The organism is Rhizobium sp. N621 (genome assembly GCF_001664325.1).
GTDB lineage: Bacteria > Pseudomonadota > Alphaproteobacteria > Rhizobiales > Rhizobiaceae > Rhizobium > Rhizobium esperanzae.
In genome coordinates this window covers 147,995-161,118 of sequence record NZ_CP013496.1, presented here as the reverse complement: position 1 = coordinate 161,118, position 13,124 = coordinate 147,995, and the positions used below count along the sequence as shown (strand labels likewise).

Genomic DNA, 13,124 nt, shown 5'->3' with positions numbered 1-13,124 from the left:
GCAGCCAACTGCGAAGGACCGCGCCGGGATGGACAGAGGTCAATCCCGCTCGCCATTTGCGAGATTGAGAAGTTTTTGAGGATCGGTCACCGTCAGCTTCTGCCGGCCGCCTTCGACCATTCCCTTCGCCTCCCAGGCGCTCAGAATTCTCGACACGGTATGCAGCGTCGTTCCCGTCATTTCGGCAATGTCCTGACGAGATATCGGGAAATCGATGCGGATACCGCTTGCCACCGGCCGCCCGGCCTGTTTGGACAACCGCAGGACGGCGTGCGCAACCCTCTTTTCCACTTCCTCGGTCGACATCTCGCGAATGCGCGTATGCGCTTCTTCCAGTCGCTGGCCGATCGTCTGCATGGCCGTCACAGCCAGGCGGGGATTCTGTTCGACGAAGCGCGGCCACATATCCGTTGGCCAGCTGATGACGAGGCTTTCGGCTGCCGCCACGGCTGTCCCGGGATAATCCTCCCGGCGCAGCGCCATCGCAAAGCCGAACAAATCGCCCGGATGGACCATCCGCACGATGATCTGCTGTCCGTCCTGCGTCACCTGCGTCACCTTCAGACGGCCGTGCAGGAGCAGGAAAAACGATTTCGCCTGGGCGCCTTGCTCGAACACCGCATCACCCTGGGCGACGCGGCGCGGCGCGGCATGCTGCAGCATCGCGTCGAGATCCGTATCCGTCATTCGCTCGAAGAGCGGCAGCGCCTTCAAAACCGTGCGGTCAACTTTCATCGTCATCATGTTCTGGCCTTGTCGCTCGCCGCCTGTTCGAACACATCGGTCATTGCTCTGCGCGCCCAGTCTTTCAGGCCTTCGAGCAGCCCGTGCTGGCGAACGAGGCGAAAGCCGAGATTGTCGGGCGGACTTCCGACGGAACATCCGCCGCCCTTGGGAATCCGGACGAAACTGCTCATCGGAGCGCGATGCTTGCCGGCGGCTATCATGATCCCACAGCTCCTGGGGTCAGGCTCCTCGACGCGGCGGTTCTGGCCGAGATCGACCCGCTTGTTACAGGTCGATGTCCACTCCCAGACGTTTCCGGCGAAATCCACCAGACCGGTTTGACTGATTCCGAACGAGCCCTGCGGCTGCGGTCGGGGGTCGATCGCCTTTGCCCTGCGTGCTTCACGCTCGTAGTCGGCGAGCCAGCGGTTAGCAGGGTTCCTGTCGTCGGGATCTATGCCGAGAGCATCGTCGGGAAAACGGTCGGCGGCGGCATAGGCCAGCTCGAAATCGGTCGGCAGCCGCCATTCGATCCCCGTGCGTTCCGACAGCCAGGCCGCATATCGGAGCGCGTCGTCGTAGCTTACGCCGGTCACCGGCGTCTCCTCCCGCGGCGGCGCATCGTCTCCGGTCTCGGCCGGCGCACAAATGGCCTCGGCCACGCAGCGATTATAATCGCGAAGCGTGGTCTGGTATTTCATGATTTCGAGCGATGAAATCACGCTCACGTCGCGTTTGGGTGCGTCGATGGCCAGACCGTCACGGAAATACTCGGCGGCGTCGCGATAGGCGAAACGATGCGGCGTAACCGTGATTGTCTGCGGCGCCGCAACGGTCGCCTCGGGCCCTTTCGTCACCACGAAGCCGGATTGCATCGCAAGCGCGGCCGACAGGACCACGAGCAGCGCGAGAGGAATTGCGATGGATATGCCTGAAACCGGCTCAATCGTTGCGTTCCGGGCCATGTTTTTTTCGCAAGTCGCGTCCCCTGGAGCATGATGCCGAAACCTGTATGTCCGGCGATATCATGCTCCTGTTCCAGAAATGAGAATGGTGCGCGGGCCGCCCCTGGCCCGCGCACCGCCCCCTCCGCCAGGTCAGCTTGCCGACGGCGCCCTGACCGAGGTCATGAGATCGTCGTCCCATTCGCCGGTCACCTTAAAGTGGGCCGCCGCCCCCAGCTCGAAGGCCTCGATAAGGTTGTGGTTCACGTAGGCATAAATGCCTGGCTGAGCGAAAGTGTAGATGGCAGCACCCGCCGTGCCGCCGGGGATGAACCAGGTTTCCTGATCCGTGTCGGGCGGGTTGAGGAATTTGCCGGTCGCCCAGACATATTCGCCGTGCCCACCGATCAGATGCGGCCTTGTATCGCGGTTGGCCTGCGAATGAACGATCAGGACGGTTTCGCCGACCTTGGCAGTCATCGCATTTTCTCCGGTCAGAGCGCCGACCGCGCCGTTGAAGACGATGTGGGTCGGCGTCAGGGTTTTCATCACTGCGACCGTCTCATCATAGGCTTCGCCGGGGCTGTCATATTTCTTGAACTTGCCGGTCTCGTCGCGCGGGACGTAGAAGTCCTGCTCCCCGACATAATAGATCTTGTCGTAGACCAGCGGCCTACCCTTGCCGTCTTTGAGACCCTCGCGCGGCAGGACCATGATCGCGCCATTCATGCCTGATGTGACGTGCCACGGAACCATGCCGGGAGGGGCGCAGTGATAGACGAATACGCCCGCCTTGGTCGCCTTGAAACGAAAGACCGTGCTCTCGCCCGGGTTGACCACCGTCAGCGCCCCGCCGCCCAGAGCGCCCGTCGCGGCATGGAAGTCGATATTGTGCTGAAGTGTATTGGTTTCGGGATTGACCAGCGTCAGCTCGACGTAGTCGTCCTGATGCACCACCATAAGAGGCCCGGGAACCGATCCGTCAAAGGTCATGGCGTTGATTTCGGTGCCGTCCTTGTCCAGGATCATCTTCTTTTCCTGGATGGTCAGCGTGAACTCCTTGATCTTCGGTCCGCCGTCAGCCTTCTGCTGGTGCGTGTGAACGAAGGGCGGCTTGACGAGCGCGACCTTCTCGCGGGGAAGCTTCGCCAGGTCGACCTTCGTCTGTTTGGCGGTCTTGAGGGCGTCGGCCGCCGCAACCTCTTCGTTGGCCTGCACCGTGCTGGATACGATGATTGGCGTCAGCGCTCCGGCAACAGCAGCACCCGTCAGCATCGTGCGCCGGGTCATTTGCAGAGTATTTGTCATTCTAATCTCCTGTAGTCGAAGACCGAGCGGACGCCGCCCTGTCGAAGGGGAGAGTAGAAGAAACCGGATGGAAATCTTTGACGTGGCGCAAACTCACTGTTTGTGCCGGCACAAAGTTCGACAGATGTTCTTTGCGTAATCTCAACGACTGCTGTCTTGCGTCCCGGCATTTCTGCATGATCAAAATGGAGACATTGATCATGCAGATTACCAAGGACGCGGAGACCAGAACGCCCCGGGGAATGAGCCGCTCCGGAATGGTCCTCTTCTCTTACGGCTTTCGTCCCTTCTTTCTGGCCGCGGCATTGTGGGCGATCGTGAGCATCGGCCTTTGGGCAGCATTCCTCAATTACGGCGTCGCGGTGGCAGGCGATTACGGGACGCTGTATTGGCACGCGCACGAGATGCTCTTCGGTTTCGCGCCCGCTGTTCTCGCCGGTTTTCTCCTCACCGCAATCCCGAACTGGACCGGCCGCCTTCCCATTGCAGGGCCTCCGCTCGTCGGGCTCTTTGCGGTATGGAGCATCGGCCGTATCGCCATGCTGACGAGCAGCGGCGTCTGGGTGACGGCCGCCGTCTTTGTCGACAGCCTTTTCCTTCCGCTCATGCTCGTCTTGTCCGGCCGCGAAGTGATTGCGGGAAGGAAATGGAAGGATCTGAAGGTCGTTGGCGGGCTAGCCGTCCTGTCTTTCGCCAACGTCTTCTTCCATTTCGAGGTGCTCGCGGGCGGCAGTCCCGAACTTGGCATGCGTCTCGGCCTTGGCGCTTACGTCCTGCTCGTCACCATCGTCGGAGGGCGGATCCTGCCGAGCTTTACCCGGAACTGGATCAATCAACGCGGCCGCACCGATTTTCCGGTGCCCTACAGCGGCTTCGACGCGGCAACGATCATCGTCGGCGCCGTCTCGCTCGCCGCGTGGGCGATCTCGCCCGGCTCCATCGCAACCGGTCTGTCTGCGGCCGCCGCCGCGGCCATGAACGGTATTAGGCTGATCCGCTGGCGCGGCTGGACGACCTGGCCGGAGCCGATCCTGTTCGTGCTGCACGCCGCCTATGGTTTCATCCCCCTGGGATTTGCCGCCGTCGCCTTCGGTTCGATCGGTCTGTCGCAGGTCGCCGTACTGCATGTTTTTGCGATCGGCGCCATGTCGATGATGATGCTGGCCGTCATGACGCGGGCAAGCCGAGGCCATACCGGGCGAAAATTGAAGTCCAGCCCGATGACGAACGCATCCTATGTCGTGCTTGCCGTGGTCGCGCTCCTCAGGCCCGCGGCAGAACTGGTTCCCGCTTTCACGATGCAGGTGTTGACGCTATCGGCGCTCGGCTGGTCGGTCGCTTTCGGCCTGTTTGCGCTCGAACATGCTCCGTTCCTGTGCCGTGACCGGAAACCGCTGGCGGCGCGGCGGCCGTGACCATGAATACCGCCTGGTTCTCAGGCGGCATTCGCATTCACTCCCCCGGCAACCGCCCCATCATCTCAGGCGTCCAGGCCGGTTCGTAGACCATGTCGACGGTGGCGGCTGAAACGCCGGCGATCTCTTCCGTCCGCGCCTTCACCGCCTCCGCGATGAAGGCGGAGGCCGGACAGAAGCGGGTCGTCGTCGTCATCTCTATCCTGACGGTACCGTCATCTGAAATTCCGACGGCGTAAACAAGCCCGAGCTCGACGATATCAGTTCCGAGCTCCGGATCCTCGATAGCACGTAACGCTGCCAGAATTGCCGATCTGGAGATCTCATGCGCGGACATCGGAAACATTCGCCGGGGTTGCCCTGATCATGATTCTGTAAATCCTGCCGCTGGCGTCGAAATCTCCGATCCATTCATGGCCGCGGGCCTTGAGCTCATTGAACAGAAACAGCGGCTCGCGGTTCAGAAGCGCAAACAGCACTTCGCCGCTTTCCATCGATTCCAGGCGGGAGAGGATGCGCTCCATCGGCTCCGGCGGCGCGAGGTCCGTCAGATCGAGGTTCCAGCTCGGTTCCGGCCAGATCGCCTCCGCGGTTGCGGTTGCCGTTACGGGATCGCCGTTGGTTTTTTGATGAGGGACGAAATCGATTTCCCAGTCGTCCTCGGCAAGGCGCCGGCTGAGGTGCGAATAGCCGCGACGTTCCAGCTGGCGGATCAAAGGGACTGGCTCGAATATGGCGTGAAGCCGCAGGCCTTCATCGGGGTCGAGACTTGCGAACGTGTCCATGATGAGCTGAAACGGCATGCCGCCGTCGCGCAGGATCTGTCTTACGTCGAGTTCACGGAGCTGAACCATTGTCGTTACCTCTGTGGTTTGGCGGCGACGAAAAGCGCCGGCTGTTGAAAGGGTGCTCCCTTGGCGGCGGAGTCGATATTCGCCAGGCGACGTACAAGGACAAACTCCGTGACAAGAGCAGCCGTGGCGAAAGTCTGAGCCGTGACGGCAAGACGAAAACCGGCATCCGATCCGGCCGCGATCGCCGCCGCTGATGCGACGACGGCGAGATAGAAGATGCAGAGCCAGGCTGCGGCCCGTCGTCCATTGAGCAGGTCGGCCAGCCGGGGCGTGGGCCTGCGTCCAAGAAGTGGTCCGAACGCCTCGATCCAGGTCAGGAAAGGAATGATCTTCAAGAGCTGTGACAAGCCGAGGCCGGTCAGCCAGCCGAAGACGAACAGATAGGCTATGGCGGTAAAACTCTGAGGGCCGGCATCGCTGGCCAGGGCAACGGCAAACATCGGAACCGAAAGGCCGAGCAGAACGAAGGCGGGCAGGGATCCCGACATGTTCAATTCGAGGTCTTTTCGGCGTCTTGCGCGATAGGCCAGGAACAGCTCGGCCAGATAGGCCGCGATCGGCAGCTGGAAGAACAGCGATCCCACAAGAAAGACCCGTTGCCCCAAGGATGGCTCGAATATCGTCGCGACCGCGGCAAAGCCAAGCGTCGTTGCCGCAAACGATCCCGTGTTGCGGATGAACGGCGATTTCTTCATCTCGTCGGAAAGCAGGAACATCGGCAGCAGTTTGTAGCTGACGCCGATCGCGGCAAAGGTCATCCATCCGGCGAGACCGAAGCTCGCATGGAACGGGACGGCATTGGCGACGAATTCGCTGATGCTTGGGGTGGCCGCCGGCCCCGAAACCGTGACGGCAAACAACGATCCCAGCGCGACCGTCACCGCAAGGCATGTCAGGCCGAGCATGACGAGCGGCGAAGCCGGATGCGCCGCCCTGCCGCGCCACAGGCCTGATAACAGCACCCATGCGATCGACAGGAGCGAGGCAAGCAGTATCGCCGATGCCGCGATCATGACCGGGCCTGCCGCAGCGGATCCCGCGTCGATGAGCTGAAAGCCGCAGAGGAGAAGTCCGAGCCCGGCCATCGAGCCCACGAGGCAGGGCAGGTCGAACCGCCCGGTCGGCAGGCCGAGACCCGTCAGCACCGGCGTGAACTGCAGCAGCGCGCCAATCATCAGCAGGCCGAGCCAGCCGATCGTCATCGAATGCACGATGATGAGCGCATCGGGTTCGGCGACAGCCGAGGAGGGTGCCCAAATCCCGGCCGAAAGCAGGCTTTCGGCCAGAAGCAGGAAGAAGAGCGCCGCGCCGAAATAGGACATTGTCCAACGCGACAGGCTTGTGCCGAGAGGCATCATCGCGCCGATCCGACCTCAGTGGCTGCCGCAGCAGCAGTCGCAACCGGCATCCTGCCGGGTGATCTGCACGCGCCAGATTTCAGGGCCCTGTTCCAGATAGTCCCAGGAGAACTTTCCGGGAAATCCGGTTTCAAGCTGATAATGCAGCGGCCTAGGTTCGTGATCGCTCGTGATCAGCAAACTGCCGCCGGGGGTCAGCGCGCTTAGCGTGCCGAAGATCCGGGGATGCCGCTCGGCAGGTGGCAGTGTGCGGACATCGATATGAGGAGTTTCACCCTGGAGGTTTTGCGCATCAGTCATTCTTGCTTGTTTCCTTGTGCCGCGTCCTTCGAACGGACGGGACCGCGGCTCGTCCCGTTGTCGGAACGAGACCCTAGGCGGCTTCGGAAGAGCTGACTTTGACAGCGGACAAATATCCGGATGATTTCCGCGGCGACGGCATCATCATTGATTTGGGACAAGGAAGAGCGTGCCGCTAGAGGTCATAAAGCATCCTGCTTTTGAAAAGGGATGTGACATGTCCGACGATCTGGTCGCCAAATACGGCGATGCGCGGCTTCCGCGTTACACGAGTTACCCGACGGCGCCGGCTTTTTCGGCCACCGTCGGGCCGGATGAATATGCCGCCGGCCTCGCCAATATCGGAAAGGCCGGGCCTGTCTCGATTTATCTCCACGTACCGTTCTGCCGTTCGATGTGCTGGTACTGCGGCTGCCACACGACCATCACCCGGCAGGACGCTCCGGTCGTCGACTATCTGGATGTGATGAGCCAGGAGATCGAGCTCGTCTCCTTTGCCGCTGGAAACGACGTGCCCGTCAGGAACGTGCATTTCGGCGGCGGCACGCCGACAATCATGAAGCCGCAGGAATTTTCCGCCCTGATGGCAAAGCTCAGAAGCGCCTTCGCTTTCGAGGCGGATGCCAGCGTCGCGGTCGAGATCGATCCGCGCACATTGGCCGCTCCCATGATCGATGCGCTCGGCGAAAACGGCGTCGATCGCGCGAGCCTCGGCGTCCAGAGCTTCGATCCGGTCGTGCAGGCGGCAATCAACCGGCTGCAGTCCTTCGAGCAGACCGAAACGGCGGTCGCCGGGCTGCGCTCGACAGGCGTGACGAGCATCAATTTCGACCTGATCTACGGCCTTCCGAAGCAGACGATCCAATCCTGCGTGGAAACGGTCCGCCTCGCCGTAGAGCTGCGTCCCGAACGTTTCGCCGTTTTCGGTTATGCCCACATACCTGCCTTCAAAAAACACCAACGCCTTATCGACGAAGCATCACTGCCGGACGCAAAACAGCGGAACGAGCAGGCGGAAGCCATCGCCGAGGAGCTTCAACAAGCCGGATATGTGCGCATCGGGCTCGATCATTTTGCACTGCCGGAGGATCAGCTGGCGCTCGCCGCGCGCAACGGCACGATGAGACGAAACTTCCAGGGCTATACCACGGATGATTGCGATAGCCTCATCGGTCTTGGCGCTTCCGCGATCGGGCGGCTGCCGAGTGGCTATATGCAGAACCACGTGCCTCTCGGTCTTTATGCCGAGCGCGTTGCCTCCGGCGTGCTGCCGACGGCCAAGGGATATCTTCTCAGCGAAGAGGACAAGCTTCGGGCCAGGATCATCGAAAGGCTGATGTGCGATTTCGAGGTCGATCTCGGTAGGTTAAGCAGCGGGTCAGGTTTCGACACCGGCTTCCTTGTCGAACGCAACGACCGTCTCGGCGAGCTGGTCGCCGACGGCGTCGTGACGATCAGCGGTGAGCGGATCGTCGTATCCCGGGATGCACGCTTCATGGTCCGTGCCGTCGCGGCGGCATTCGACGCCTATTTCGGCTCGCTCGGCCGCACGCACAGCAAGGCCGCCTGACAGCATCAAGCCCAGGCCGGAGGTGCCACTCGGGACCTCCGGCCTTTTGTTCATGCCGTTCAGGCGGTGAGGTTTCTGTAGATCGCCGGCAGCGCGCCAGGTAGGCTTGCAATATCCGAAATTACGGCAAAGCCCGCCCTTCCGAAAATTGCCGGCAAGTAGTCACCGGCATTCTGGTCCACGGTGACGGCGAACACGGCCTGGCCGAGCGCGCGGGCTTCGGCGACCGCCTTCCTGCTGTCTTCCAGGGCAAACCGTCCTTCGTAATGATCGACGTCGTTCGGTTTGCCGTCCGTCAGGATGAGGAGCAGCTTTTTCCTTGCGGCGTGTTTGTGCAGCTGTCCCGAAACATGTCTGAGGGCTGCCCCCATTCGCGTGTAGTAACCCGGTTTGAGATCGGCGATCCGCTGCGCAGTCGTCTGCGAGAACGTTTCGTCGAACTCCTTGATGCTGTCGATGCGCACCCAGCTGCGGCGTCTCGATGTGAAGGTGTGAATGGCGAAACTGTCGCCGCAGGCATCCAGGCCGCGCGCGAAGACATCGAGCGCCTGTTTCTCGACGTCGAGAACCCTGCGATTGTCCACCCAGGAGTCAGTCGACAGCGAGACGTCGACGAGGATCGATGTTGCAAGCTCGTGTGAGGCAGGACGGGCGCATTCGTAGATCCGGTCGTCCGGCTGTCCGGTCGCGAGCAGGTCTGCGCGCGACCGTATCACGGCCTCGAGGTCGAGGTCGTCACCGTCGAGCTGCGCCTTCCTGATCTCCCTCTTCGGCCTGAGCGTCTCGAATTGCCGTCTGACCTTGCGCACGATCGCCTGATCGGCAACGACGGGAGCCTGTTGCGCGGCCGGGACGCTGCCGAGCAGGACGCGGCAGTGATTCTCCAAATATTCCTCTCTGCGGAAATGCCATTCGGGATAGGTCAATACGCCATGGATCTGGGAAACGTCCGAGGCCTCCGGGGAGAGATCCAGATCGAAACGGAATTTCGACTTCGGCCGCTCCCGTGTTTCGCTCAAGGTGATCTCGTCGAGTTCGTCGGCCGCACCGGCATCGTCCTCCTCGCGATCGTCCGTCGGCCGGTCGACATTGACCATCTCGGCCATTGCGAGGATCTTTTCGAACCGGTTGAGGATGAAGGGATCTCGCTTGCGGTCGTCGGCATCCCTCTTGCGGACCGCTTGATGCGAAGAGCGGGCAGGGCCTGCCTCGCCACCCTCGGAAGGCAGGTCTTCTCGCTCGGATCTTTCGGCTTCCGTGCGGCCGGTGAAATCGGGCCAGATCGGGACCGGCAGCATCGGCAGATATCCCGGCGGCGCCTTGGCGCCGCTCGGCCGGACAAGATCGGGCAACCGGTCCCCCAAGGGAAAAGCCAGAGCAAAGCGCAGATAATCCTCGACCTGCCTTTCGGCCTTGGGCAGCCTGCCGCGCGTCCGGCATGCGAGAATGGCCTCGCTCAGGCGCAGGTATCGTGCATGCATGCCAGGAAAGATTTCGACCACTCGCGCGGCGTTCTCACGACCTGTTTCGATCCGGGCAATGTCGGAAAGCATGGCGTCGGCCGCTTGGCAGCTCGGAATGACAGCCACCGCGATATAGGCGGCGAGCCAGAAATAGAGATCCCGGTTCAGCCGCTCGTCATCGAAGATATCGATCGAGGCGGGCAGGTGGACGGCGCTGCCGTCCCAGCTCGGATGATCGCTTCTTTCCTCGCCGAGGCCGACAACTTGCCGGAAACGCAGCCGATGTGACGAGATCTGCTGGCGTGATTTCTGGATCTGCAATGTCGGTTCGCCGCCAAAGGCCCGGAAGCAGACGGCCAGCTGCGATTTGATGTCGGCCAATCTGACCGCGTGCTGCGGATGGCTGGGCCAGGAGCGCGTGTCGCCGACAAGGCGGTGCCAGGCGCGTCCGACCGTTTCCTCGAGTTCCAGGAATTCGAGCATCTCTCACCTGCCGAGCGTCGCTGCGGCCACCTCGACAAGGGCGGCCTTCACGTCGGCTTCATCCGTCAGCGGTTCGATGATCGCGGCCCTGACCGCTTCGGCAACCGAGATTCCGGCATCGACGAGGGTGGCGCAATAGATGATGAGGCGCGTTGAGACGCCCTCCTCCAGATCCTTCCCCTTAAGAGCGCGAAGCCGGCGAGCAAGGTCCACCAGCGGCGCCACCCGGCTCTCCGCCAGGCCGCTTTCGATCGATACGGTCGCAATCTCGCGGTCTCGCGGTAGGAAGTCGAACTCGATCGAGACGAAGCGCTGGCGGGTGCTGGGCTTCAGGGATTTCATCAGATTCTGGTAGCCGGGATTGTAGGATACCACCACCATGAAAGACGATTGCGCCTCGATGAGTTCACCGGTGCGCTCGAGCGGCAGGAGCCGGCGGTCGTCGGTCAGCGGATGAAGAACGACGGCGACGTCTTTGCGCGCTTCGACGATCTCGTCGAGGTAGCAGATGCCGCCCTCGCGCACGGCTTTCGTCAGCGGACCGTCGACCCAGACGGTTTCGCCGCCTTTCAAGAGATACCGGCCGGTCAGATCCGCAGCGGTGAGATCGTCATGGCAGGAGACGGTCGAGACCGGCAGCCCCAGGCGCGCGGCCATGTGATGCACGAACCGGGTCTTGCCGCAGCCCGTCGGCCCCTTGAGCAAAATCGGCAATTGCCGGCTCCAGGCGCTCTCGAACAGCGCGCATTCGTTTCCATGGGCAGTGTAGTGCGGGATTCCCGCATTCGCATCGAGCGGCAGATTAAACGCGATCGTCATTTCTTCTGTTCTCCAAAAAGGGGAGGGGAGCCCGCCTATTCGGCGGGCTGTGCAATTGCGTCGGGCAGGCGGGCGCGGCCGGGGACGAGAACCGACCAGATGAACATCAGCGCGCTGATGAAGACGAAGATGCCGGAGCCGAGCCTGACCCAGTAGAAGACGCTGAGCTGATCCTGCACGTCCATGTAGGACTCGCCGAGCACCCTCTGCAGGTGAACCTGGATGATGCCTGCAAATGTGAGGGCGAAGGTCATGACCGACATCGCCGAGCACATGACCCAGAAGCTCGTGATCGAGAGCCACTGATTATAGGGCGCGCGGCCGCGGATCTGAGGAATGGCATAGGCCATTGCCGCGAGATTGAGCATGACGTAGGCGCCGAAGAAGGCCAGGTGCCCGTGCGCCGCGGTAACCTGTGTGCCATGCGTATAATAGTTCACCGAAGACAGCGTATGGAGGAAACCCCAGACGCCGGCGCCGAAGAAGGCCATGACCGAGCAGCCGATCGACCACAGCAGCGCCGCCTTGTTCTCGTGCTTGCGGCCGGCCTTCCAGGTCATCACGAAGGTGAAAACCACCATGGTGAAGAACGGGGCAACCTCCAGCGTCGAAAAGAGCGAGCCGATCCACTGCCAGTATCCGGGCGCGCCGATCCAGTAATAGTGATGGCCGGTGCCGAGAATGCCCGAGAAGAGCGCCAGGCCGATGATCACATAGAGCCATTTTTCGATGACTTCCCTGTCGATGCCGTTCAGCCTGATCATCAGGAAGGCCAGAACCGACGCCATGATCAGCTCCCAGACGCCCTCGACCCACAGGTGGACGACATACCACCAGTACATCTTGTCCAGCGCGAGATTGACCGGGTTATAGAAGGCAAAGAGAAAAAAGATCGCCACGCCCCAGAGTCCGAACAGCAGGATGTTGGTGATCGTCGTCTTGCGTCCTTTCAAGGCTGTCATGGTGACGTTGAACAGGAACATCAGGGCGACGATAACGATGCCGACCTTGATCGCGAAGGGCTGCTCGAGAAACTCGCGGCCCTCGTGAATGTGGAACAGGTAGCCTATGACGGCGACCGCCGCGGCCACCAGGAATATCCAGAACTGCGCGATGGCGAGTTTCGGGCTGTAGAGCTCCGTCTCGCATTCCTCCGGAAGAAGAAAATAGGTGGTGCCCATGAAGCCCATCAGCAGCCACACGATCAGCGCGTTCGTGTGGATCATGCGGACGATATTGAACGGCAGCTCGACCGACAGCGTGTTCGGCAGGACATAGATCGTTCCCGCCAGGACGCCGAACAGCAGCTGTGCCATGAAAAGGCCGAGAGCTCCGTAGAAATAGAGCATGGCGACGCTTTGTGTCTTGTATTTCATTGCTTGATCCTCTCGCCCGTCAGCCCGCCTGGTTCGGCGGCCACCCCTGCGTGTTCATCTTGCTGACCCATTCGAGGAAGTCCGCGAGATCGTTCACTTCTTCTTCCGTTAGATTGAATTGCGGCATCTGCCTGCGGCCCTCGATGCCGGAGGGTTGTGCCGCCATCCAGGCGTGGAGCGCCTCGCGCGCGCTAGCCGGGTCCTTGTCGCCGCCCCAGCGGATCCAGACATTGGAGAGCTCGGGAGCGAAATAGGCGCCTTCGCCGTCCAGCGTGTGGCAGTTGATGCAGGCGTTCTTTTCCCAGATGTGTTTGCCTCTGGCGACGCTCTCGGTAAGTGTCGCCTCGTTGGTCGAGACGGTCCGGATGTAATAGTGGCTGTGGGCGGTAAGCCCGATGAATATGGCGAAGAAAAAGGCCGATCCGCCGTAGAACACGTTTCGGGCCGCGGTTTTTGTCAGGCGCTCAGCCATCGATGATCCTTTCATGTCCGTGGCGGAGCCCGCCGT

Annotated in this window: 13 protein-coding genes; 2 read left to right on the top strand and 11 right to left on the bottom strand. The window is 61.6% G+C overall.

Annotated features, from left to right (window positions below; all coding sequences use genetic code 11):
- Window positions 1–39 precede the first annotated feature (39 nt).
- The 3 genes from AMK00_RS21940 to nirK form a co-directional block, all read right to left on the bottom strand.
- Window positions 40–735, bottom strand: a complete 696-nt coding sequence (locus tag AMK00_RS21940) for a Crp/Fnr family transcriptional regulator (protein WP_064807186.1) — start codon at window positions 733–735, stop codon at window positions 40–42.
- 5 nt (window positions 736–740) lie between these two features.
- The gene (locus AMK00_RS21935) at window positions 741–1,691 is read right to left on the bottom strand and encodes an SUMF1/EgtB/PvdO family nonheme iron enzyme (RefSeq protein WP_064811879.1); all 951 of its coding nucleotides are present in this window, start codon (window positions 1,689–1,691) and stop codon (window positions 741–743) included.
- A gap of 132 nt (window positions 1,692–1,823) precedes the next feature.
- On the bottom strand, window positions 1,824–2,978 hold the full coding sequence (gene nirK / locus AMK00_RS21930) for a copper-containing nitrite reductase (RefSeq protein WP_064811878.1): 1,155 nt from the start codon (window positions 2,976–2,978) through the stop codon (window positions 1,824–1,826).
- Between the two features lie 200 nt (window positions 2,979–3,178).
- Here nirK and AMK00_RS21925 point away from each other — a divergent pair, with 200 nt between their 5' ends.
- On the top strand, window positions 3,179–4,393 hold the full coding sequence (locus AMK00_RS21925) for an NnrS family protein (protein ID WP_082240372.1): 1,215 nt from the start codon (window positions 3,179–3,181) through the stop codon (window positions 4,391–4,393).
- 37 nt (window positions 4,394–4,430) lie between these two features.
- Here the strand turns inward: AMK00_RS21925 and AMK00_RS21920 are convergent, their stop codons facing one another.
- The 4 genes from AMK00_RS21920 to AMK00_RS21905 are packed head-to-tail and all read right to left on the bottom strand — an operon-like array spanning window position 4,431 to window position 6,905.
- Window positions 4,431–4,730: a metal-sulfur cluster assembly factor gene (locus AMK00_RS21920; protein WP_167377211.1), complete on the bottom strand. Its 300-nt coding sequence runs from the start codon at window positions 4,728–4,730 to the stop codon at window positions 4,431–4,433.
- Window positions 4,717–5,247, bottom strand: a complete 531-nt coding sequence (locus AMK00_RS21915) for a DUF2249 domain-containing protein (RefSeq protein ID WP_064806917.1) — start codon at window positions 5,245–5,247, stop codon at window positions 4,717–4,719. The genes AMK00_RS21920 and AMK00_RS21915 overlap by 14 nt, the downstream gene beginning before the upstream one ends.
- Before the next feature lie 5 nt (window positions 5,248–5,252).
- Window positions 5,253–6,605 carry a hypothetical protein gene (locus AMK00_RS21910; RefSeq protein WP_064811877.1) on the bottom strand — a complete coding sequence of 451 codons (1,353 nt, stop codon included), beginning with the start codon at window positions 6,603–6,605 and terminating at the stop codon, window positions 5,253–5,255.
- 15 nt (window positions 6,606–6,620) lie between these two features.
- Complete coding sequence (locus tag AMK00_RS21905) at window positions 6,621–6,905, bottom strand: DUF2249 domain-containing protein (protein WP_064806912.1); 285 nt, start codon at window positions 6,903–6,905, stop codon at window positions 6,621–6,623.
- A 217-nt stretch (window positions 6,906–7,122) separates the two neighbouring features.
- On the opposite strand from AMK00_RS21905, the gene hemN reads away from it, so the two are divergent.
- Window positions 7,123–8,475, top strand: coding sequence for an oxygen-independent coproporphyrinogen III oxidase (hemN, locus tag AMK00_RS21900; RefSeq protein WP_064811876.1), 1,353 nt, complete (start codon window positions 7,123–7,125; stop codon window positions 8,473–8,475).
- Between the two features lie 59 nt (window positions 8,476–8,534).
- On the opposite strand, the gene AMK00_RS21895 is transcribed toward hemN, so the two are convergent.
- Genes AMK00_RS21895 through AMK00_RS21880 form a run of 4 tightly spaced genes read right to left on the bottom strand, consistent with a single transcriptional unit; the run spans window position 8,535 to window position 13,088 of the window.
- Window positions 8,535–10,421, bottom strand: a complete 1,887-nt coding sequence (locus AMK00_RS21895; protein ID WP_064811875.1) for a nitric oxide reductase activation protein NorD — start codon at window positions 10,419–10,421, stop codon at window positions 8,535–8,537.
- A 3-nt stretch (window positions 10,422–10,424) separates the two neighbouring features.
- Entirely contained in the window at window positions 10,425–11,240 is an 816-nt protein-coding gene (locus AMK00_RS21890) for a CbbQ/NirQ/NorQ/GpvN family protein (RefSeq protein WP_064811874.1), read from the bottom strand.
- Window positions 11,241–11,275: 35 nt separating this feature from the next.
- Window positions 11,276–12,616, bottom strand: coding sequence for a cbb3-type cytochrome c oxidase subunit I (locus AMK00_RS21885; RefSeq protein ID WP_064811873.1), 1,341 nt, complete (start codon window positions 12,614–12,616; stop codon window positions 11,276–11,278).
- A 19-nt stretch (window positions 12,617–12,635) separates the two neighbouring features.
- The gene (locus tag AMK00_RS21880) at window positions 12,636–13,088 is read right to left on the bottom strand and encodes a c-type cytochrome (RefSeq protein WP_064806903.1); all 453 of its coding nucleotides are present in this window, start codon (window positions 13,086–13,088) and stop codon (window positions 12,636–12,638) included.
- Between the last annotated feature and the right edge of the window lie 36 nt (window positions 13,089–13,124).

What these genes read in the sequence shown, in the direction of transcription:
- AMK00_RS21940 (WP_064807186.1), bottom strand. Translation starts at nt 735, where the DNA reads ATGAAAGTTGACCGCACGGTTTTGAAGGCGCTGCCGCTCTTCGAGCGA.
- AMK00_RS21935 (WP_064811879.1), bottom strand. Translation starts at nt 1,691, where the DNA reads ATGGCCCGGAACGCAACGATTGAGCCGGTTTCAGGCATATCCATCGCA.
- nirK (WP_064811878.1), bottom strand. Translation starts at nt 2,978, where the DNA reads ATGACAAATACTCTGCAAATGACCCGGCGCACGATGCTGACGGGTGCT.
- AMK00_RS21925 (WP_082240372.1), top strand. Translation starts at nt 3,179, where the DNA reads ATGCAGATTACCAAGGACGCGGAGACCAGAACGCCCCGGGGAATGAGC.
- AMK00_RS21920 (WP_167377211.1), bottom strand. Translation starts at nt 4,730, where the DNA reads ATGTCCGCGCATGAGATCTCCAGATCGGCAATTCTGGCAGCGTTACGT.
- AMK00_RS21915 (WP_064806917.1), bottom strand. Translation starts at nt 5,247, where the DNA reads ATGGTTCAGCTCCGTGAACTCGACGTAAGACAGATCCTGCGCGACGGC.
- AMK00_RS21910 (WP_064811877.1), bottom strand. Translation starts at nt 6,605, where the DNA reads ATGATGCCTCTCGGCACAAGCCTGTCGCGTTGGACAATGTCCTATTTC.
- AMK00_RS21905 (WP_064806912.1), bottom strand. Translation starts at nt 6,905, where the DNA reads ATGACTGATGCGCAAAACCTCCAGGGTGAAACTCCTCATATCGATGTC.
- hemN (WP_064811876.1), top strand. Translation starts at nt 7,123, where the DNA reads ATGTCCGACGATCTGGTCGCCAAATACGGCGATGCGCGGCTTCCGCGT.
- AMK00_RS21895 (WP_064811875.1), bottom strand. Translation starts at nt 10,421, where the DNA reads ATGCTCGAATTCCTGGAACTCGAGGAAACGGTCGGACGCGCCTGGCAC.
- AMK00_RS21890 (WP_064811874.1), bottom strand. Translation starts at nt 11,240, where the DNA reads ATGACGATCGCGTTTAATCTGCCGCTCGATGCGAATGCGGGAATCCCG.
- AMK00_RS21885 (WP_064811873.1), bottom strand. Translation starts at nt 12,616, where the DNA reads ATGAAATACAAGACACAAAGCGTCGCCATGCTCTATTTCTACGGAGCT.
- AMK00_RS21880 (WP_064806903.1), bottom strand. Translation starts at nt 13,088, where the DNA reads ATGGCTGAGCGCCTGACAAAAACCGCGGCCCGAAACGTGTTCTACGGC.